At 71.7% G+C, this 20,276-nt stretch carries 15 protein-coding genes; 8 read left to right on the top strand and 7 right to left on the bottom strand.

Annotation, left to right across the window (positions count from 1 at the left end):
- The first annotated feature begins 38 nt into the window (after positions 1 to 38).
- The 5 genes from PSH03_RS06650 (at position 39) to PSH03_RS06630 (ending at position 6,293) form a co-directional block, all read left to right on the top strand.
- Complete coding sequence (locus tag PSH03_RS06650; protein ID WP_238688553.1) at positions 39 to 1,385, top strand: ABC transporter substrate-binding protein; 1,347 nt, start codon at positions 39 to 41, stop codon at positions 1,383 to 1,385.
- Between the two features lie 71 nt (positions 1,386 to 1,456).
- Positions 1,457 to 2,503: a carbohydrate ABC transporter permease gene (locus PSH03_RS06645; RefSeq protein ID WP_210784539.1), complete on the top strand. Its 1,047-nt coding sequence runs from the start codon at positions 1,457 to 1,459 to the stop codon at positions 2,501 to 2,503.
- Between the two features lies 1 nt (position 2,504).
- Entirely contained in the window at positions 2,505 to 3,473 is a 969-nt protein-coding gene (locus PSH03_RS06640) for a carbohydrate ABC transporter permease (protein ID WP_210784538.1), read from the top strand.
- A gap of 69 nt (positions 3,474 to 3,542) precedes the next feature.
- Positions 3,543 to 4,589, top strand: coding sequence for a LacI family DNA-binding transcriptional regulator (locus PSH03_RS06635; RefSeq protein ID WP_210784537.1), 1,047 nt, complete (start codon positions 3,543 to 3,545; stop codon positions 4,587 to 4,589).
- Between the two features lie 30 nt (positions 4,590 to 4,619).
- A complete protein-coding gene (locus PSH03_RS06630) occupies positions 4,620 to 6,293 on the top strand; it encodes a glycoside hydrolase family 13 protein (protein WP_238688617.1) in 1,674 nt (557 codons plus the stop codon).
- A 163-nt stretch (positions 6,294 to 6,456) separates the two neighbouring features.
- Here the strand turns inward: PSH03_RS06630 and PSH03_RS06625 are convergent, their stop codons facing one another.
- The 3 genes from PSH03_RS06625 to xylA form a co-directional block, all read right to left on the bottom strand.
- Positions 6,457 to 7,890, bottom strand: a complete 1,434-nt coding sequence (locus PSH03_RS06625; RefSeq protein WP_238688552.1) for an MFS transporter — start codon at positions 7,888 to 7,890, stop codon at positions 6,457 to 6,459.
- 93 nt (positions 7,891 to 7,983) lie between these two features.
- Positions 7,984 to 9,411 carry a xylulokinase gene (xylB, locus tag PSH03_RS06620; protein ID WP_238688551.1) on the bottom strand — a complete coding sequence of 476 codons (1,428 nt, stop codon included), beginning with the start codon at positions 9,409 to 9,411 and terminating at the stop codon, positions 7,984 to 7,986.
- Between the two features lie 9 nt (positions 9,412 to 9,420).
- Positions 9,421 to 10,608, bottom strand: coding sequence for a xylose isomerase (xylA, locus tag PSH03_RS06615; protein WP_210784534.1), 1,188 nt, complete (start codon positions 10,606 to 10,608; stop codon positions 9,421 to 9,423).
- Positions 10,609 to 10,686: 78 nt separating this feature from the next.
- Here xylA and PSH03_RS06610 point away from each other — a divergent pair, with 78 nt between their 5' ends.
- Positions 10,687 to 11,925, top strand: a complete 1,239-nt coding sequence (locus PSH03_RS06610) for an ROK family transcriptional regulator (RefSeq protein ID WP_238688550.1) — start codon at positions 10,687 to 10,689, stop codon at positions 11,923 to 11,925.
- 126 nt (positions 11,926 to 12,051) lie between these two features.
- A complete protein-coding gene (locus tag PSH03_RS06605) occupies positions 12,052 to 13,656 on the top strand; it encodes a PP2C family protein-serine/threonine phosphatase (protein WP_238688549.1) in 1,605 nt (534 codons plus the stop codon).
- Between the two features lie 28 nt (positions 13,657 to 13,684).
- Here PSH03_RS06605 and PSH03_RS06600 read toward each other — a convergent pair whose 3' ends face one another.
- Entirely contained in the window at positions 13,685 to 14,311 is a 627-nt protein-coding gene (locus tag PSH03_RS06600) for a MarR family winged helix-turn-helix transcriptional regulator (protein WP_210786113.1), read from the bottom strand.
- Positions 14,312 to 14,407: 96 nt separating this feature from the next.
- Here PSH03_RS06600 and PSH03_RS06595 point away from each other — a divergent pair, with 96 nt between their 5' ends.
- Positions 14,408 to 15,538 carry a PP2C family protein-serine/threonine phosphatase gene (locus tag PSH03_RS06595; protein ID WP_210786111.1) on the top strand — a complete coding sequence of 377 codons (1,131 nt, stop codon included), beginning with the start codon at positions 14,408 to 14,410 and terminating at the stop codon, positions 15,536 to 15,538.
- 7 nt (positions 15,539 to 15,545) lie between these two features.
- On the opposite strand, the gene PSH03_RS06590 is transcribed toward PSH03_RS06595, so the two are convergent.
- From PSH03_RS06590 to PSH03_RS06580, 3 genes are all read right to left on the bottom strand, one after another.
- Complete coding sequence (locus PSH03_RS06590) at positions 15,546 to 17,027, bottom strand: sugar transferase (RefSeq protein WP_210786110.1); 1,482 nt, start codon at positions 17,025 to 17,027, stop codon at positions 15,546 to 15,548.
- A gap of 216 nt (positions 17,028 to 17,243) precedes the next feature.
- Positions 17,244 to 19,001, bottom strand: coding sequence for a substrate-binding domain-containing protein (locus PSH03_RS06585; RefSeq protein ID WP_210786109.1), 1,758 nt, complete (start codon positions 18,999 to 19,001; stop codon positions 17,244 to 17,246).
- Positions 19,002 to 19,158: 157 nt separating this feature from the next.
- Complete coding sequence (locus PSH03_RS06580) at positions 19,159 to 20,196, bottom strand: lactonase family protein (protein WP_238688548.1); 1,038 nt, start codon at positions 20,194 to 20,196, stop codon at positions 19,159 to 19,161.
- Between the last annotated feature and the right edge of the window lie 80 nt (positions 20,197 to 20,276).

Raw genomic sequence — 20,276 nt, 5'->3', positions numbered from 1 at the left:
TCACCAGCACGACCGCGCCGGCTAGGAAGGAGGACGGCATGGCGGTCTTTACCAGACCACGCCAGGCCTTCGTGATCGCCGGTGTACTCGGGCTGGCGCTCAGCGCCACCGCCTGCGGTACCGGCGACGACAAGAAGAGCAACAACGCGGGCTCCGCGGAGTGCGCCGCATACGACAAGTACGAGGGCCACGACGGCAAGAAGGTCTCCATCTACGCGTCCATCCGTGACGCCGAGGCCGACCTGCTGGAGCGGTCGTGGTCGCAGTTCACCGACTGCACCGGCATCGAGATCGACTACGAGGGCAGCGGCGAGTTCGAGGCGCAGCTCCCCGTCCGGGTCGACGGTGGCAACGCGCCCGACATCGCCTTCGTGCCGCAGCCGGGCCTGGTGAAGCGCTTCGCGGACGCCGGCAAGCTGAAGAACCTGAGCGCCGACACCAAGGCCCTCGCCGAGCAGAACATGCCGGCCGACTGGCTGAAGTACGGCACCGTCAACGGGACGCTCTACGGCGTGCCGCTCGGCGCCAACGTGAAGTCCTTCGTCTGGTACTCGCCGAGGACGTTCAAGGAGAAGGGCTGGGAGGTCCCGACCACCTGGGACCAGCTCATCGCCCTGAGCGACAAGATCGCCGCCAGCGGCACGAAGCCGTGGTGCGCGGGCGTCGAGTCCGGTGACGCCACCGGCTGGCCGGCCACCGACTGGATCGAGGACGTGCTGCTGCGGACGGGCGGCCCCGAGGTCTACGACCAGTGGACCACCCACGCCATCCCGTTCAACGACCCGAAGGTCGTCGACGCGGTTGACCGCGCCGGCAGCATCCTCAAGAACGACAAGTACATGAACGGCGGCTTCGGCGGCGTCAAGAGCATCACCACCACCGCCTTCCAGGAGGCGGGCCTGCCGGTGACCACCGGCAAGTGCGCGATGCACCGACAGGCGTCGTTCTACGCCAACCAGTTCCCCGAGGGCACCAAGGTGGCCGAGGACGGCGACGCGTTCGCCTTCTACCTCCCGGCCATCGACCCGGCCAAGGGCAAGCCGGTGCTGGGCGCTGGCGAGTTCGTCGTCGGCTACGCCGACCGTCCCGAGGTCCAGGCGGTGCAGACCTACCTGGTCTCCGCCGAGTACGTGAACAGCCGCGCGAAGCTCGGCAACTGGGTCACGGCGAACAACAAGCTGGACATCGCCAACGTCGCCAGCCCGATCGACAAGCTCTCCGTCCAGATCCTCCAGGACAAGACGGGCACGTTCCGCTTCGACGGATCCGACCTGATGCCGGCCGCCGTCGGCGCGGGGACGTTCTGGAAGGGCATGGTCGAGTGGCTGAACGGCAAGGCGACCGCCCCGGTGCTCCAGGGCATCGAGAGCAGCTGGCCTAAGTGATCCCGGCCGGTGGCCCGGTCCGCGTTCGCGGACCGGGCCACCGGCCGAGGTGGACCCGGAAGGGAGGGTTGATGGAGTTCGACTTCGCCGATCAGCAGCCGAAGCTCCTCATGCTGATGTACGGGCTGGTCGCCTTCGTGCTGGTGGTGGGTGGTCTCCTACTGCTGCTCGACGTGGTGCCGGCCTGGTTCGCCCGCCGGCGGGAGGCGCAGCTCATCGCTGCCTCCGTAGGCGGGGGCCCGCTGCCCCGCCGACGCAAGCAGAGGGAAGGGCTCTTCGCGTTCTTCTTCCTGCTGCCGACGCTGCTGCTGCTCGTCATCGGCCTGGTCGTACCGGCCATCCGCACCACGCTGCTCTCCCTGATGGATGGGACCAGCACCAACTGGGTGGGGTTGCGCAACTACGGCTGGATGTTCTCCGACGACTCGATCTTCCGGGTCCTGATCAACACCCTGGTCTGGGTGCTCCTGGTCCCGCTGGTGGCGACCGGGTTCGGCCTGATCTACGCCGTACTGGTGGACAAGGCCCGGTTCGAGGCGGTGGCCAAGTCACTGATCTTCCTGCCGATGGCCATCTCCTTCGTCGGCGCCAGCATCATCTGGAAGTTCGTCTACGCCTACCGGGGCGACGGCGATCAGATCGGTCTGCTCAACCAGATCGTGGTCAGCCTCGGCGGTGAGCCCAAGCAGTGGCTGCTCGAATCGCCACTGAACACGCTGCTGCTGATCGTCATCATGGTCTGGATCCAGGCCGGTTTCGCCATGGTGGTGCTCTCCGCAGCGATCAAGGCGATCCCCGGCGACATCGTCGAAGCCGCCCGGCTCGACGGCGTCAGCCCGTGGCAGATGTTCTGGCAGATCACCATGCCGAGCATCCGGCCCGCGCTGATCGTCGTGGTGGTGACCCTCACCATCGCCACGCTCAAGGTCTTCGACATCGTCCGGACCTCGACGAACGGCAACTACGACACCAGCGTGATCGCCAGCGAGATGTACAACCAGGCGTTCCGGTACGGCCAGAACGGGCAGGGTTCCGCGCTCGCGGTCTTCCTCTTCATCCTGGTCATCCCGGTCGTGATCTACCAGATCCGCAACCTCCGTCAGCAGCGGGAGGGCTGAGATGACCACCGCAACGCCCACCGTCGCCGCCGGCACCCAGAAGACCGACGGCACCCCGACCACCACTGCCGGCCGGGTCCGCAAGCGGTTGAACAGCCGAACCGCGACGCTCGTCTCGATCGTCATCGCGGTGGTCTGGACCATCCCGACCTTCGGCCTGCTCGTCTCCTCCCTCCGCCCGGAGGACGAGATCAAGACCACCGGCTGGTGGACGGCCTTCACCAACCCCCAGTTCACGTTGGAGAACTACCAGCAGGTCCTGTTCGGGCGGTCGTCGTCCTCCGGGCAGCTCGCCGGTTCCTTCATCAACTCGCTGGCGATCACCATCCCGTCGGTGCTCTTCCCGCTCGCCTTCGCGTGCCTCGCCGCGTACGCGCTCGCGTGGATCAACTTCCGCGGCCGGGACTGGGTCTACATCGCGATCTTCGCGTTGCAGATCGTGCCGTTGCAGATGGCCCTGGTGCCGCTGCTCAAGTTCTTCTCCACCGGTGTCACCCTCGGCGGCGTCACACTGATGCCGGCCTGGGACCTGGTCGACGAGCAGAAGTTCGCCCAGGTGTGGTTCGCGCACACCTGCTTCGCGCTTCCGTTCGCCGTCTTCCTGCTGCACAACTTCATCTCGCAACTGCCGGGGGACCTGATGGAGGCGGCCCGGGTCGACGGGGCCACCCACCCGAAGATCTTCCGCACCATCGTGCTGCCGCTGATCACCCCGGCGCTGGCGGCGTTCGGCATCTTCCAGTTCCTCTGGGTCTGGAACGACCTGCTGGTCGCATTGATCTTCGCCGGTGGCGGCGATGAGACCGCCCCGCTCACCGTCCAACTCGCCGAGATGGCCGGCACCCGCGGCAACGAGTGGCAGCGCCTGACCGCCGGCGCGTTCGTCAGCATCGTCGTACCGCTCATCGTGTTCCTGTCCCTGCAGCGCTTCTTCGTGCGAGGTCTGCTCGCCGGCAGCGTCAAGGGCTGACCCGCGCGTCCGCCGCCGCCCGGCCCCTCGGGCGGCGGCGGACGCGCCGGGCACCGAGCGGGGGAAACCGTGACGAGGATCGATGATGTGGCCCGGCTGGCCGGAGTGTCCACGGCCACCGTCTCGCGGGCGCTGCGCGGACTACCGACGGTCTCGGCCGCCACCCGACGCCGGGTACTCGCCGCCGCCGAGCAACTCGACTACGAGGTCTCGCCGAGCGCGTCCCGGCTCGCCGGCGGCCGGACCGGCACGGTCGCGGTGGTGGTCCCCCGGATCACCCGCTGGTTCTTCAGCACCGTCGTCGAGGCGGTCGAGGAGTACCTCCACCAGTCCGGCTACGACCTGCTGCTCTACAACCTGGGCGGCCGGGAGCAGGTCCGCCAGCGGGTCCTGCGGACGGCCAACCTGCACAAGCGGGTGGACGCCATGATGCTGGTCGCCACGCCGCTGCGCCCGGCCGACCTGACCGCGCTGGCCACGCTGGAACTGCCCGGCGTCACCATCAGCTCGGGCAGCAGGGTGCCCAACTGGCCGTGCGTACGGATCGACGACGTGGCGGCCGCGCGGGCCGCGACCAAGCATCTGATCGACCTCGGCCATCACCGGATCGCCCACATCTCCGGCGACCCGGACGACGAGTTGGCCTTCACCACCCACCTCGACCGACGCCGGGGTTACCAGGCGGCACTGCGCTCCGCCGGGCTGCGACCCGACCCGACCCTGGACATCGAGTCCACCTTCACCATCGACGGCGGCAACCGGGCCACCGCCGAGCTGCTGGCCCGCGGCGAGCCACCGACAGCGATCGTCGCCGCCTGCGACGAGATGGCGATGGGCGCGTTGACCGCCCTGCGCGACGTCGGACTGCGGGTGCCGCAGGACGTCAGCGTGGTCGGCATCGACGACCACGACCTGGCCGGTGTGCTCGGGCTCAGCACCGTCGCCCAGCCCGCCGCCGAGCAGGGCCGGCTGGCCGCCCAGATGCTGCTCGACCCGCTCGGGGCCCGGCCGCCGGGCCCCATCGTCAGTCAGCGGGACGCCGGTTGCGACACTCCGATGGTCCTGCCCACTCGGTTGGTGGTCCGGGACTCGACAGCACCGCCCCGGGCACACTGAAACCCAAACACCGCAACACGGGAGACGACCCTGAACACCGACCCGACGCAGCAGACCCCCTCCGTTCACCAGACCACCGGCTGGTGGACCGAGGCCTCCATCTACCAGATCTACCCCCGCTCGTTCGCCGACTCGGACGGGGACGGAATCGGTGACCTGCCCGGCATCACCGCCCGCCTCGACCACCTGGTCGAGCTGGGCGTGGACGCGGTGTGGCTCTCCCCCTTCTACCCCTCGCCGCAGGCCGACGCCGGCTACGACGTGGCCGACTACCGCGACATCGACCCGCTGTTCGGCACCCTCGCCGACGCGGACAAGCTGATCGCCGAGGCCCGGTCCCGCAACCTGCGGGTGATCGTCGACCTGGTCCCGAACCACACCTCCTCGGCGCACCGCTGGTTCCAGGCCGCGCTGCCGGCCGCGCCCGGCAGCCCGGAACGGTCGCGCTACATCTTCCGGGACGGCAGCGGTCCGGCCGGCGACCAGCCGCCGAACGACTGGCAGAGCGTCTTCGGTGGTCCGGCCTGGACCCGGACGGTCGACGCCGACGGACAGCCCGGCCAGTGGTACCTGCACCTGTTCGACACCGGGCAGCCGGACCTCAACTGGGACAACCCGGAGGTGCACGCGGAGTTCCTGGACGTGCTGCGCTTCTGGTTGGACCGCGGCGTGGACGGCTTCCGGGTCGACGTGGCACACGGCCTCATCAAGCAGGCCGACCTGGCCGACTGGCAGGAGCCGCAGGAGATCCTCTCCGGCAACGAGATCGACAAGCCCCGCCCGCCGATGTGGGACCAGGACGGCGTGCACGAGATCTACCGGCAGTGGCGGCAGGTGCTGGACAGCTACCCCGGCGAGCGGGTGCTGGTCGCCGAGGCCTGGGTGGAACCGGCCGAGCGGCTGGCCCGCTACGTCCGCCCGGACGAGATGCACCAGGCGTTCAACTTCGAGTACCTGCTCGCCGCGTGGAGCGCACCGGCCCAGTACGCGGTGATCACCCGTTCGTTGGAGGCGACCGATTCGGTCGGCGCGCCGACCACCTGGGTGCTGTCCAACCACGACGTGGTGCGGCACGCCTCCCGGCTCGGCCTGCCCGTCGGCACCGTACGCCCCAACGGCATCGGCATCGGCGACCCGCAGCCGGACGCCGCACTCGGTCTGCGCCGGGCCCGGGCGGCCACCCTGCTGATGCTGGCGCTGCCCGGCTCGGCGTACCTCTATCAGGGTGAGGAGCTGGGGCTGCCCGAGCACACCACCCTGCCCGACGAGGCCCGGCAGGACCCGACCTGGGCGCGCAGCGGGCACACCCAACGCGGCCGGGACGGCTGCCGGGTGCCAATCCCGTGGGAGGCCGACGCCCCGTCGTACGGCTTCGGGCCGACCGACGCGAGCTGGTTGCCGCAGCCCGCGCTCTGGGCGGAGTACGCGCTGGACCGCCAACGCGACGTGCCCGGCTCGACCTACGAGCTGTACCGCACGGCGCTTCGGTTGCGCCGTGCCCACGGGCTGGGTCGCGGCACCCTGGAGTGGTTGTCCTCCGGCGACGAGGTGCTGAGCTTCCGCAACGGTGAGCTGACCGTGCTGACCAACTTCGGTGCCGTCCCGGTGCCGATGCCGGCCGGCGCCGAGGTGCTCGCCGCCAGCGCGCCCCTGGACGACAACGGCGCGGTCCCGGCCGACGTCACCGTCTGGCTGCGCGGCTGACCGAACGCTCACCGGCCCGTCCCGCGGTACTCGCGGGCGGGCCGGTCGGCGTGGACCGCCCCGCACCCGCCGCGCCGATCTTGCAGTTTCGGTTGTCGGTATGGGTCCGATGTCGCTTCTGTCGGGACAGTAAGCGCAAGATCGCGGGGCGCGCGGGGTGGGGTTAGAGGCGGTTGGCTCGGGTGTGTAGCAGGTCGTGCACGTTGTCGATGTCCGCTGGTGAGGTTCGCGAGGCCAGCCAGTACATGACGCCGGTCGGGATGAAGAAGAGCTGGAAAGCGGCCAGCCCGACGGCGAAGTTCAGCGGTGGCGGGAATGCCGCTCGCAGTGCCTGGAAGGCCACCCCGACCAGCCCGTTGCCGGCGGCGCGACCGACCCCGTTGACCAGGTTGCCCAGGCTGTAGACAGTGCCCCGGTGCTCCGGCGGGTTGACGTCGGCGATCAACGCGAACCAGTTCGGCGAGTTGGCCGACGTCAACGCGAGCGCCACGATGGCGGTGAGCAGGCTCAGCCCGACCGACGGCTCGGTGAACACACTGGCCAGTACCGCACCCACCACCGCGCCGCCGCTCGCGCCGTCCGGCACGTCGATGGTCACCGGTACGAAGAACAACACCAGGTAGAACGGCAGCGCGGCGAGGATGCCGATCGAGGCGACGAGTGCCCGCCCTCGCGGGGTACGACGTTGCACGGCGTCACCGATCAACCCGCCCACTATGGAAAGCACCCCACCGAGCTGGAACAGGGTGGCGAAGACGCTGCCCACCACCACCGCTGTCGACGTGGAGTAGCCCTGGGCCTCGGCCCGTTCGGCGAAGAGCACCGGCAGCCAGACCAGCGAGCCGAACGCGGCCTGCGCGGTCAGACCCTGCAGGATCAGCCACCGGTTGGTCCGCCGGGCCAGGATGCGCGGCAGGTCGGCGCGACTGATCCGGTAGTCGTACTCGGCGCCGGCGTCCAACCTGCCGGCCAGTTCCGGCTCGCTCTGGCCACGCCGGACGTCGTACGTGAACAGGTAGGCCAGCGTGGCGACCAGGCCGACGCCGGTCAACAGCAGGAACGGCCGCCGCCAGTCGGCAGCCCCGAGCAGCCCGCCGACGAGGGTGCCCGCGAGGGTGCCGACCCCCTGGGAGAGCCCCCAGAAGCTCATCACCAGCCCGCGCCGAGTCGGCGAGATCAGGTCGGTGACCACGGAGAAGCCCACCGAGCCGACCGCGCCGAGGCCGACCGCCGCGACCAGTTGCGCGGCCAGGAACGTCAGGTAGCCGCCGGCGAGCGCGCTACCGCCGGTGCCGGCTGCCCAGAGCAGCGTGCCCACCATGAGCAGCGGTTTGCGGTTGGTGTGGTCCCCGACGTACGCCCAGCCGACCGCCGCGACCGCGCTGACCAGGAAGCTGACCGCGGTGACCACGCCGAGCAGCCGCCCGGACACGTCGAACGCGTCCGAGATCGGGCCGTACAGCGGGGGGACCAGCCCGATCGCCACGTTGTCCAGCGAGGCGAGCAGCACGAACACCACGACGCTGTACAACCGGTGCGCCGGCCCACCGCCCCGACCGTGCGGGCGCAGGCCGGGCCCGCCACTGGTCACCGTCATGACCGGCAGCCAACCAGACCGCGTGAAGGAGGTCGTCACGCGGGTGGGTGCCGGTCACCGTCGACCGGCACCCATCCGCGTCGATCCCGACTGTCAGCGCCGGTCGAGCACCAATCCGCGCGCCGCGGCGTACTGGTCCCGCACGGCGGGGACGGCCGCCGCCGCGTACTCCTCGGTGCCCTCGACCGCCCAGACGGGCGGCGCGGCGCCGCCCAGGGCGACCCAGGCGGCCTGGCGGGCGGCGCCGTCGGCGACGTACTCCCCGGCTGGCGGGACGACGACCGGGCAGCCGAAGACCTGCGGGGCGATCTGACGCACCGCGGCCGACCGGGCCCCGCCGCCGACCAGGATGACCCGGCGGGCGGTGGCACCCTGTGCGGTCAACGCGTCCAGCCCGTCGGCGAGCGCGCAGAGCATGCCCTCCACGGCGGCCCGCGCCAGGTGCGCGGGGGTCGACGTGCGCAGGGTCAGGCCGTGCACCGCACCGGTGGCGAGCGGTCGGTTCGGCGTCCGCTCACCCTCCAGGTAGGGCACCATGACCAGTCCGTCCGCCCCGGCCGGCGCGGAGAGCGCCAGCTCGGCCAGCTCGTCCAGGTTGACGCCGAGCATCGCGGCGGCGGCGTCCAGCACCCGGGCCGCGTTGAGCGTGGCGACCAGGGGCAGGAAACGGCCGGACGCGTCGGCGAAGCCCGCGACGGTGCCGCTCTCGTCAGCGGCGGGCACGTCGGCGACGCTGAACACGGTGCCGGAGGTGCCGATCGAGACGATCACGTCACCCGGGCCGGCGCCGACGCCCAGCGCGGCGGCCGCGTTGTCCCCGGTGCCCGCGCCGAGCAGCGCGCCGCCCGGCCCACCCAGTACGTCGGACAGCTTTCCCGCCGAATCGGCCGGACCGAGCACCTCGGGCAGCACCAACCGCCGGCCGAAGCCGCGCTCCAGCAGGTCCAGTCGGTATTGCCCGGTGGCCGGCGACCAGTAGCTGGTACCGCTGGCATCACCCCGGTCGGTACGCAGCGCGTCAAGCCCCGGTGCGCCGGCCAGCCGCCAGGTCAGCCAGTCGTGCGGCAGGCAGACGGCCGCCACCTGGGCTGCCCGCTCCGGCTCGTGCGTGGCCAGCCAGCGCAGCTTGGTGAGGGTGAAGCTGGCCACCGGAACGCTGCCGGTGGCCTCGGCCCAGAACCGACTCCCGGCCGAGCCGCCGCCGGCCTCCTCGATGAGGTCGGCGGCGGCGTCGGCGGATCGGGTGTCGTTCCACAGCAGCGCCGGGCGGACCACCCGGCCGTCCTCGTCGAGACACACCATGCCGTGCTGCTGGCCGGCGACGGAGATCGCCGCCACGTCGGCCAACCCGCCGGCCTGGTCGGCGGCGCTACGTAGCGCCTGCCACCAGGCTTCCGGGTCGACCTCAGTGCCGTCCGGGTGCGGTGCCCGGCCCTGCCGGAGCAGGGCGCCTGTCTCCGCGTCCCGGATCACCACCTTGCAGGACTGGGTGGACGAGTCAACGCCTGCGACCAACGGCATGGCGGGGCCTCAGCGGGCGCCGAGCAGGTGCTCGACGGCGAGCTGGTTGAGCCGGACGAAGGCGAAGCCCCGGGCGGCCACGGCGTCGACGTCGACGTCCTCGAACGCGGACCGGTCGGCCAGGAGCTCCTCGTAGCCCTCGCCGTCGCCGAGCGTCGGCGTGCTCAGCTCGCCGACCTTGCTGGCGGCGAGCGCCTCGACCACCTCGGGGTCGGCGCGGAACGCCGCTGCCCGCTCCTTGAGCAGCAGGTAGGTGCTCATGTTGGCCGCCGCGGAGGCCCAGACACCGTCCATGTCCTCGGTGCGGGACGGCTTGTAGTCGAAGTGCCGGGGGCCGTCGTAGGCCGGCCCGCCGTTGGGGCCGCCGTTCTCCAGGAGGTCCACCAGGGCGAACGCGTTCATCAGGTCACCGTGGCCGAAGACCAGGTCCTGGTCGTACTTGATGCCGCGCTGGCCGTTGAGGTCCAGGTGGAACAGCTTGCCCTGCCAGAGCGCCTGGGCGATGCCGTGGGCGTAGTTGAGCCCGGCCATCTGCTCGTGGCCGACCTCCGGGTTGAGGCCGACCAGCTCCGGGTGGGCCAGCTGGGAGATGAAGCCGAGCGCGTGCCCGATGGTCGGCAGCAGGATGTCGCCGCGCGGCTCGTTGGGCTTGGGCTCCAGGGCGAACCGCAGGTTGTAGCCCTTGTCGATGGAGTACTGGGTGAGCAGGTCCACGGCCTCGCGGTAGCGGTCCAGGGCGGCGCGGACGTCCTTGGCGAGGTCGTACTCGGAGCCCTCGCGGCCACCCCACATGACGAAGGTGCTGGCACCCAACTCGGCGGCCAGGTCGACCTGACGCAGCACCTTGCGCAGCGCGTACCGGCGGACGTCGCGGTCGTTGCTGGTGAAGCCGCCGTCCTTGAAGATCGGGTGGGTGAAGAGGTTGGTGGTGACCATCGGCACCACCAGGCCGGTCTCGTCGAGGGCCTTGCGGAACCGGGCGATGTGTTGGTCCCGGGTGGCCGCGTCGACGCCGAACGGGATCAGGTCGTCGTCGTGGAAGGTGATGCCGTACGCGCCCAGCTCGGCGAGCCGGTGCACTGCCTCGACCGCGTCGAGCTCCGGACGGGTGGCGTCACCGAACGGGTCGCGGGCCTGCCAGCCCACGGTCCAGAGCCCGAAGGAGAACTTGTCGGCGGGGGTGGGACGGGGTGCCATGAGCGACCTCCGGGGTGGTGTTGTCCGCTATTTGTTCAGCGATTGAATTATTTGCCCACCCTATGGCACTGTCAAGGGGTGAGCCTCACCCACGCCCCGGCCGGCGCAGTCCGTCAGGGCAGCCTGCGCGAGCTCAACCTCGCCCTGGTCCTCGGCCGGATCGCCACGGCCGACCGACCTCCCTCCCGGGCCGACCTGGCGACCGCGACCGGCCTGACCAGAGCCACCGTGTCCGCGGTGGTCGAGGACCTGCTCGCCGGCCGGCTGGTCAGTGAGTCCGATCCCGCGCCCCGCTCGGGCGCCGGCCGCCCGGCGCGCGGGCTGGTCCTGGCCGATCAGGGGCCGGCCGGGCTCGGCCTGGAGGTCAACGTGGACTACCTGGCGGTCTGCGTGGTGGACCTCGCCGGCCAGGTCCGGCACCGCACCGTCCACCGTGCCGACCTGCGCCCGGTCGCCCCCGCCGACGCGCTGGCCCGCCTGGTCGAGATGGCCGGGGCAGCCCGCGAGGACGCCGCCCGGCGCGGCCTCACCCTGGTCGGGGCCGCGCTCGCGGTGCCCGGCCTGGTGGACGACGCCGGGCTGGTCCGGCTCGCGCCGAACCTCGGCTGGCGTGACGTGCCGGTGCCCGCGCTGCTCGCCGAGCACCCCCCGCTGATCGAGCAGGTGCCCGGCATCCCCGCACTGGTGGTCGACAACGAGGCCAACCTCGCGGCGCTCGGCGAGCTGCACTCGCAGCCAACCGGCACGTCCAGCTTCCTGCACATCTCCGGCGAGGTGGGCATCGGCGCGGGCATCGTGCTGGACGGCGCGCTGTTTCGCGGCGTACGCGGGTGGAGCGGCGAGATCGGGCACCTTCCGGTGCACCCCGAGGGCCGTCCGTGCCGCTGCGGCGGGCAGGGCTGCCTGGAGCAGTACGCCGGCCAGGAGGCGATCGTGGCCGCCGCCGGGCTGGCTCGGGCGGAGCTTCCGGCGGACACCGCGACGGCCCGGCTGGCCGAGTTGGCCGAGGCCGGCGACGCCGACGCGCTGCGGGCGCTGCACGACGCCGGAACGGCGCTCGGCGTCGCGGTGGCCGGCGTCGTCAATCTGCTCGACCTGGACACCGTGGTGCTCGGTGGCGGTTACGCGGCGCTCGCACCCTGGCTGTGCCCCCCGGTCCTCGCCGAGATCGGTGCCCGGGTGCTCACCGCGGCCTGGTCGCCGGTCACGGTCCGCCCGTCGACGCTCGGCGCGGAGGCCGCCGCGGTAGGCGCCGCCGGCTCGGTGGCCCGCCGGATCGTCGCCCAGCCCGCCGGCTGGCTGGCCCGCGCCGGCTGATCGCCACCCCACGCCGTGCGCCGCTGTCGGAGAGAATCGGTACCCTTGCTCTCAGGCAACGATCCCGGGTGAGGAGTCGAGAAGCAGCATGCGCACACGTCGTCAGACGCGAGCCGGCGTCCGGCGGTGACCACGACCCAACAACCCGGCGGCACCCCGTTGCCAGCCGACGAACGGTTGGCCCGGGAGCTGCTCGACGGTCTCGCCGAGGCCGTGCTGACAACGGACGGGGCCGGTCGGGTCACCCTGGTCAACGCCATGGCGGCCGAGCTGATCCCGGAGATCGACGCCGGCACCGAGCTGGCCGGTTGCTCGGTGGCAGCCCTGGCCCGCGCGGTCGCCACCGGCGCTGACCGCTTCGACGCCGACCACCACGGCCGGCGACTGCGCGGCGTCCGACGGCAACTCGCCGGCTCCCGGTGGGCGTGGTACGTCCGCGACGTCACCGAGGAGCACGCCCGCGCCGACGCCCTGCTCGCCGAACGCTCCCGCACCGCTTTCCTCGCCCAGGCCGGCAGTCGGCTGGCGCTGGCCCTGCACCGGGACCAGGTCCTCCTGGCCACCACCACGCTCGCCGTTCCCTACCTGGCCGACGTCGCCGTGGCACTGCCCCGACCGACCGCGCCGGCCGAGCCGCACCCCCGATGGATCCGGTACGCCGACGGCGAACCCGCCCCGATCACCGGGCTGGCCGGCCCCGCGCTGACCAGCTCCGTGCCCGGGCTGGCCGAAGCGCTGGCCGGCGACCGGGCCGAGCCGGGCCCCTGGCCGGACGCCCCGCTCGCCGACCTGGCCGACCTGCTGCCGCCCGAGTTCGGCCCACCGGGCATGGCGCTGGTCAGCCCGCTGCTCAGCGCCAGCGGGTCGGCCGGCGCGCTGCTGCTCATCCGTCGGTCCGGGCGGGCCGGCTTCGACAGACGCGACGTGGAGCTGGCCCGGGAGTTCGCCGCCCGCGCGGGTGCCGCGCTGGCCACCGCCGACCTGCACGGCGAGCAGGCCCACCTGGCCCGGGTGCTGCAAACCAGTCTGCTCCCGCCCGAGCTGCCCGTCGTGCCCGGCGTGAGCCTGGCCGGCGGCTACCGGGCAGCGGGCGACACCCTGCGCATCGGCGGCGACTTCTACGAGGTGTTTCCGCACCCGCGCGGCGCCCTGTTCGCGCTCGGCGACGTGTGCGGCAAGGGCGTGGGCGCGGCGGTGCTGACCGGCCGGGTCCGCCAGTCGTTGCAGACGCTGCGGCTCGTCGAGCAACGCCCGCTGGAGCTGATCCACCTGCTCAACCAGGCACTGTTCGACGCGCCGGACGCGGCACGGCGCAACCAGTTCACCACCCTGTTGCTCGGTTCCCTGGACCGGGGGCCGGCCGGGCTGGACCTCCGCATTGCCGGCGGGGGTCACCCGGCGCCACTGCTGGTCACCGCGGACGGCACTGTCACCCCGGTCCGGGTCGGTGGCATGCCGGTGGGGGCGCTGACGGCCGCACGGTTCGCCGAGACCCGGGTGCACCTCGATCCGGGCAATCTGCTGCTCGCGTACACCGATGGGGTGACCGAGGCGCGCGGACCGCGCGACACGGCGATGTTCGGCGAGGCCCGGCTGCGGGCCGCGCTCGTGGCGGCGGCCGGGCAACCGCCGGCGGCGCTGATCGACCAGGTGCTCCGCGCGGTCGACGACTGGCTGGGCGGGCAGGCCCACGACGACATCGCGATGCTGGCCGTGGGCGCCTCGGCATGACCGACGGGCGACCGCCCGGCCGGCTTGATCAGGCGGTACGCGCCACCGGCGGGCCGCCGGCCGGCCATTCCCTGGTGGTGCCGACCGATCGTTCCAGACCGCCCGACGAACCCGTCCACCCCGTTCGGGTCTGCGGACCCGAATCGCCCGACCAGTCCTCCGGCCGCCCACCGGGCCGGTCCGGGTCGTCCGGCCAGTCCCCCTGGCCCGTCGACTCATCCGACGCCGGCGCGTGCTGCGCCTGCTGGCGGCGGGCGGTCTCGTCGAACTCCCGCATCCCGCGCAGCAGCGCGTCGCGGCCCTCCTGGCTCATCCCGGCCAGCACGGCGGCGAGTTGGCCCTGGCGGTCGGCCCGCAGCTCGGCGACGAGCCGGCGGGCCTCCGGGGTGAGGTGCAGCGAGATCTCCCGCCGGTCGAAGCGGCCAGGCTCGCGTTCCAGCATGCCGGCGGCGACCAGCCGGTCGCAGAGGCGGCTGGCGGAGCTGAGCAACATGTCGAGTCGGGTGGCGAGCCGACGCAGGTTGATCCCGTCGTACTGCTCCACCACCATCACCGCCCGCAACTGGGCACCGGACACGCGGTTCGCGGTCCCCTCCCGGGCAGACTCCCAGATGCCCAGCAGGGCAGCGGCCGCCACATCCAGCGCGGCAGCCATACTCGTCTCAGGGTCCGTCGGACGGTTCAGTTCGGCCATGGTGGCCCGAGAGTACTCCGAACCTCCTGGTGGTCGAGCTTTCAGTAAGGACTGACGATGAGCGAACCGGTCAATCGGGCACGACGTGCCCTGAACGAGACACCAGCTGACCGGCTCGTCGGTGGGATCGGGGACGTACTCGCCCAGTCGTACGGGATCACCGACGTCGAGCTCTTCCAGGTCGACTACCGGCTCGCGGAGCTGTTGCCACTCGGCGACGACGACTCGATCACGAGCCCCGGGCACCCGGCCTGGCGCGCCTTCGACCACCAGTCGCCGATACTGGTCGACGGCACCGCCTGGTTCCCGGTCACCATGCGTGGCGAGCGTCGAGGGGTGCTGCGCCTGTCACCCGTCGCGGACGACCGGGACGTCGTCGCCGCGCTGGCCGAGATCGCCACCGCGCTCGCCCACGAGGTGGCGGCGGTCTCCGCCGGCACCGACGTCTATCTGGCGGCCCGGCGCACCCAACGCCTCACCCTGGCCGCTGAGATGCAGTGGGACCTGCTCCCCGGCCGCAGCCGGATCCGTCCCTCGTTCAGTCTGGCCGGGCAGTTGGAGCCGGCGTACACGGTGCGCGGCGACAGCTTCGACTGGTCCGACGACGGGGAACGGGTCTGGTTGTCCACCATCAACGGCACCGGTGAGGGGGTGGCGGCCTCCCTGCTCACCTCGCTGGCCACCCACGCGCTGCGCAACGCGCGTCGAGCCGGGCTGAGCCTGGCCGACCAGGCCGCCCTCGCCGATCAGGCCATCTACGACCTGTACCGGGGCGAACAGCACCTTTCCGCGTTGCTGATGGAGTTGGACCTGCGCTCCGGGGTGATGACAGTGGTGGACGCCGGGTCGCCCCGACTGGTCCTGCTCCGCGACGGGGACGTCACCGAGCAGCCCCTGGAGGCGCAGTTCCCGCTGGGCATGTTCGAGGCGACCGACTACCACGAGCAGACGTTCCCGCTGCAGCGCGGCGACCGGGTCTTCGTGGTCAGCGACGGGGTGGTGGAGGCCACCGGTCAGCACATGCGCTACGGCGAGACGGCACTGGACCGGTTCCTGCGGCGGACCGGGCCGATGGCACCCCTGGACGCCGTCCGGTCGCTGATCGGTGATCTGCGCGCGTTCGTGGCCGGTGACCTGGTCGACGACGCGGTGGTCGTCTGCCTGGACTGGACCGGCCCGCAACCGTGACCGGTGGTCAGTACGCGCCGCGGCCGTTCAGCACCGCGCCGAAGGTCTTCCAGAGGATGGTGAGGTCGGCGGCGAGGGACCAGTTCTCCACGTAGTAGAGGTCGAGCCGGATGCCGTCCTCCCAGCTCAGGTCGGAGCGGCCACTGACCTGCCACAGGCCGGTCATGCCGGGCTTGACCAGCAGCCGCCGGGCCACGTCACCGTCGTAGCGGGCCACCTCCGAGGGCAGCGGCGGGCGGGGCCCGACGAGGCTCATCTGCCCCAGCAGCACGTTGACCAGCTGCGGCAACTCGTCCAGTGACCACTTGCGCAGCAGCCGGCCGACGCGGGTCACCCGGGGGTCGTGGCGCATCTTGAACATCAGGCCGTCGGTCTCGTTGCGCGCGGTCAACTCGGCGAGCAGCGCGTCCGCGTTCACCACCATGGTGCGGAACTTGAACACGCCGAACTCCTGCCCGCCCCGGCCGACCCGGACCTGTCGGAACAGCACCGGGCCCCGGCTGTCCAGTTTGATGGCCAGCGCGATGAACGCGATCAGCGGCAGCAGCACCGCCAGCGCCAGCGACGAGACGGACCGGTCGACGAAACCCTTCACCAGCTTGCGGACGCCGCGGAACTCGGGCGCCTCGACGTGGATCAGCGGCAGGCCGGCGACCGGGCGGGTGTGGATGCGCGGGCCGGCGACGTCGGTCAGCGCGGGTGCCACGACCAGGTCGATGCCGGTCCCCTCCAACTGCCAGCCGAGGCGGCGCAGCCGGGTCGCGGTCAGCTCACCGGAGGCGGTCACCGCGACAGTGTCCGCGCCGATCGCGGTGGCGGCCTCCGGGATACCCCGGAACGACCCCACCACCGGCACGTCACCCAGCCGCTGCGCCACCGGTGCGAGCAGCGCGTCGGGGATGCAGGCGCCCACCACCTGGTAGCCGGCGTACGGCTCACGGCGCAGCGTGTGGACCAACTCCAACACGTGGGCGGTGTCGCCGACCACCAGCACCTTGCGGGACCAGCCGGCGCCCACCGAGCGGGCCCGGTGCAGTCGCTTGCGGGCGGCGAACCGCGCCACCTCCAGCCCGACGGTGCCCACCGCGAAGGAGATGCCCAGGAAGCCCCGGGAGACGCCGACGTCGGCGATGTAGCCGATGATGGCGATCGCCCCGGCCAGGCGCAGGCTGGCGGAGCTGACCCGCCGGTACTCGTCCGCCCCGTAGCCGATCACCCGGTCGTCGTAGCAGCCGAGCGCCTTGAGCGAGATCAACCAGGCCAACACCAGCCCGGGGGCGACCAGCACGTACGGGATCTCCGAGCCGGTCGGTTCGTCGTCACCGAAACGGGCGACGTACCCGATCAGCAGCGCGATGATGAGAACTGTGGTGTCCAGCACCACCAGGACCCGGACGTAGGACCGTTCGTCGGCGCGCCCCACCAACCCGGCGCGTCGACCGTCCGGCTCCGCCGACGTGGCGGGGGTCAACAGTGTCGCCACGCTCACCGGCCCTCCCACTCTGTACAGGATGGCCCCGGCCGACGGGTCGGACCGGAGGCGGACCGACTATGCCGGAACAGTCGACATCCTGCCTTGACAACTATGACTGCCGATTGCTTCCGACGTATTGCCGTCACTTTTCTTCAACAACCTGGTGGCCGAAAAGGGGCCTGCCACACCGAATCGACGGTACGGCAGGCCCCTGGACGTCTGAGCGTCGGATCAGCGCGGCGCTGGCGGACGCCGTGCGATGGCGCTGAGGAAGATGCTGCCGATCTCGCTCGGGTCCTTGGTGACGAAGACGTCGCCACCGGTCACCTTGGTGATCGACTCCAGCTCTGCCTTGCTGACGCCCTCGCCGATACCGATCATGATGACCTGGACCGGCCGCTCCGGATCGGCGATCTGCTTGAGCTTGGCGAGCAACTGCTGCTGGTTGAGGCCGTTGTCGTCCTCGTTCTTGCCGTCGGTGAACAGCACGATCGAGTTGACCCGGCCGGGTTGCCAGTTCTCCTGCACCGCCTGGTACGCGGCCAGCATGGTGTCGTAGAGGCCGGTGTCGCCGCTGGAGGGCTTGACGGTCGCGAGCGCGCCCTCCAACTGGGCCCGCTGGCCGGAGAGCGGCCCGATGGGGACCAGCTCCCGGTAGTCCCGGTTGCCGACCAGCTGGGTGGAGAAGGTCCACAGGCCGATCGACCAGGAGTCGTCGAAGAGGCCGAGGCCGCGACGGGCCGCGTCCACGGTGACCTCCTCCCGGCTGCGGTTGTTGGCGCTGGGCACCGGGTCCTTCATCGAGCCGGAGACGTCGATGACGGCGAGCATCCGACCGGACTGGGTGGCGATCGACCAGCTGGAGACGACCCGCTGGATGGCAGCCGGGTCGAGGCCACCCGCCGCGGTGCCGCCGTTCGCCGGTGCGGTCGGCGCGCCGCCGGACGGGCTCGGAGCACCCTGCGGCGCCTTGAAACCCTCGCCCCAGTTGCCGTCCGGCGCGCGCAGCGACTGCGCGGCGAGCCGGTTACGGAAGGTCGGGCTGGTGAGCAGCTCGAACAGCACCTTGGCCGCCGACGCCTTGCTCGGCTCGATGCCGGGCAGCACCGCGTACGGGTAGTCCAGCGGCATCGGCGCCGGCTCCATGTAGAGCGCGGCGAGCGGCACCGGCGGCTTCTTGCTGTTGTACGCGATCACGTCTTCTTCGGACAGGGCCGCCGCACCGAGACCGCTGGCGATGGACGTCGAGTCGTTGGCCGTGGGGAAGCGGGCCAGCAGGTCGTTGCGGAGCGAGGACCGCCCGGTGGCCAGTGCGCGGAGCGCGCCGACGGTGTTGCGCTGGGCGTCGCCGCCGGCGCTGTTCGCGGCGGCGGTCAGCGAGAGCAGACCGGACAGGCCCGCCGCGTCGCGGGTCGGCTCGACGATCCCGGTGCGCAGCGGCGCGCTGGTGTTGTTGACCTGCTTGAGCAGGTCGGTCCAGTTGAACTTCTTGTCCGGCCAGCCCAGTCGGGTGGCGATCGGCTCGGGCATCGCGACGACGATCGGGCTGCGCGCGATGGACTGGCCGTTGGTCGGAGCGAACGCTGTCGCGTCCTTCTTCAACCGCAGCAGCCAGGTCGAGGAGTCGGGCACCCAGACGTCCGGGCTGACGGCGGTGCCACTGGCCTGCCCCACGCCGGCCAGTACAGCGCCGTGCTTGGCCGCCACCACGGCCGCCACGTCGACCGGGTCGGACGCGGACACGTCGACGCGGATGCAGGTCGGGCCTACCGCAGCGCCATCCTTGACCCACTGGGACGCGGCGGCGTCCACCGCTGGCGCAAGTTCGGACGCGACCGCCACGGCGAGTCGGATCTCTCCCGAGCAGCTGGGCTGGATCAACTCCTGGTAGCCGAACCACGCGCCCGTCGTCACGACGAGCACCCCCGCCGTTGCGGCGGCGGCGGCTAGGTGGAGTTTCGAACGCATGCGATGACGGCCTGCTGACACGGTGACCATCTTGCGTACTAGGTGCCGTCTCTGCCACATCCGTTCGGACTAAAGTTACGGAGGAGAAACAGTTGACCACCTTTTTGCAACACAGAGTGATGGGGCAGCCTCGCGGCGTTGCCAAATCAGCGTCGCCCTCACGTCTCTAAACCATCGTTCAGGGCAATACGCACGTCGGGCTCGGCACCGGCACCGGCTCGCCGACCGCCTCCGGGACGCCGGTGTCGGCGTCGCGCCGGAACACCCGCACCATGTCCGCCCGCTCGTCGGCGACGTAGAGGTGCTCCCCGATGAGGGCGAAGTGCCGAGGCCACTCCCCGCCGGTGTCCACTTCGGCCACCAGCTCGGGCAGTTCCCCGGCCACTGTGAAGACCGCCACGGTCCCCACCCCACGGTTGGCGACGTAGAGGAACCGGCCGTCCGGGGCGATGGCGACCTCCGACGGCTGGACGTGACCGGCCCGCTCGCTCGCCTCGACCCGCCCGCGCTGGTGCAACGCGCCGTCGTCGGTCAGCTCGTAGGCGATCACCGAGGCGTCCAGCTCACCTACGAGGTAGCAGCGCCGTCCGTCGGGGTGCCGGGCCAGGTGCCGAGGGCCGGTGCCGGGCTTCGTACGCATCCGCGGCGCATGCGGCACCAGTCGTCCGGTCGCCTCGTCCAGGTCGTACCGGTAGACCGAGTCGGTGCCGAGATCCACGCCGAAGATCGGCCCCTGGCCCGCCCCGGGCGAGACCATGTGGGCGTGGGCGTGGTCCTGGCGCTCCGGGTCCGGGCCGTGCCCCTCGTGCACCACCAGGTCGGTGCGCTCGCCGGGCAGGCCCCGCGGGTCGAGCGGGAAGACCGCGATGCTGCCGCTGCCGTAGTTGGCCGCCAGCAGGTGACCCCCGCCGGGCAGCACCGCCAGGTGGCACGGCTCCGCGCCGCCGGTCGACCGACTGCCGAGCGGGTCCAGCGCGCCGTCCGCCCCGACCTGCCACGCGCTGATCTCGCCGTCCGTCAGCTCGTTGACCGCGTAGAGCACCGGCTGGCTGGGGTGCCGCACCAGGAAGGAGGGGGACGGGGTGACTGCCACAGTGCCGAGCGGGGTCAGCGCCCCCGTCCTCGGGTCGCGACGAGCGGCGACGATGCCGCTGCCCCGCCCGCCGCTCTGCGCTGTGTAACCCCCGATGTGGACGACCTCACCCTGACCGCTCACGCCCAACTCCTCCGCCGGCATCCTTCGTTGATCCAACCAGAGGCTGCCCGCGTTGCCCGCCCGTTAACCGGCTTTCCGGC

The organism is Micromonospora salmantinae, from assembly GCF_022230905.1.
GTDB lineage: Bacteria > Actinomycetota > Actinomycetes > Mycobacteriales > Micromonosporaceae > Micromonospora > Micromonospora salmantinae.
Note: the sequence above shows the minus strand (reverse complement) of the source record. Positions and strands in the feature narration are given on the sequence as shown.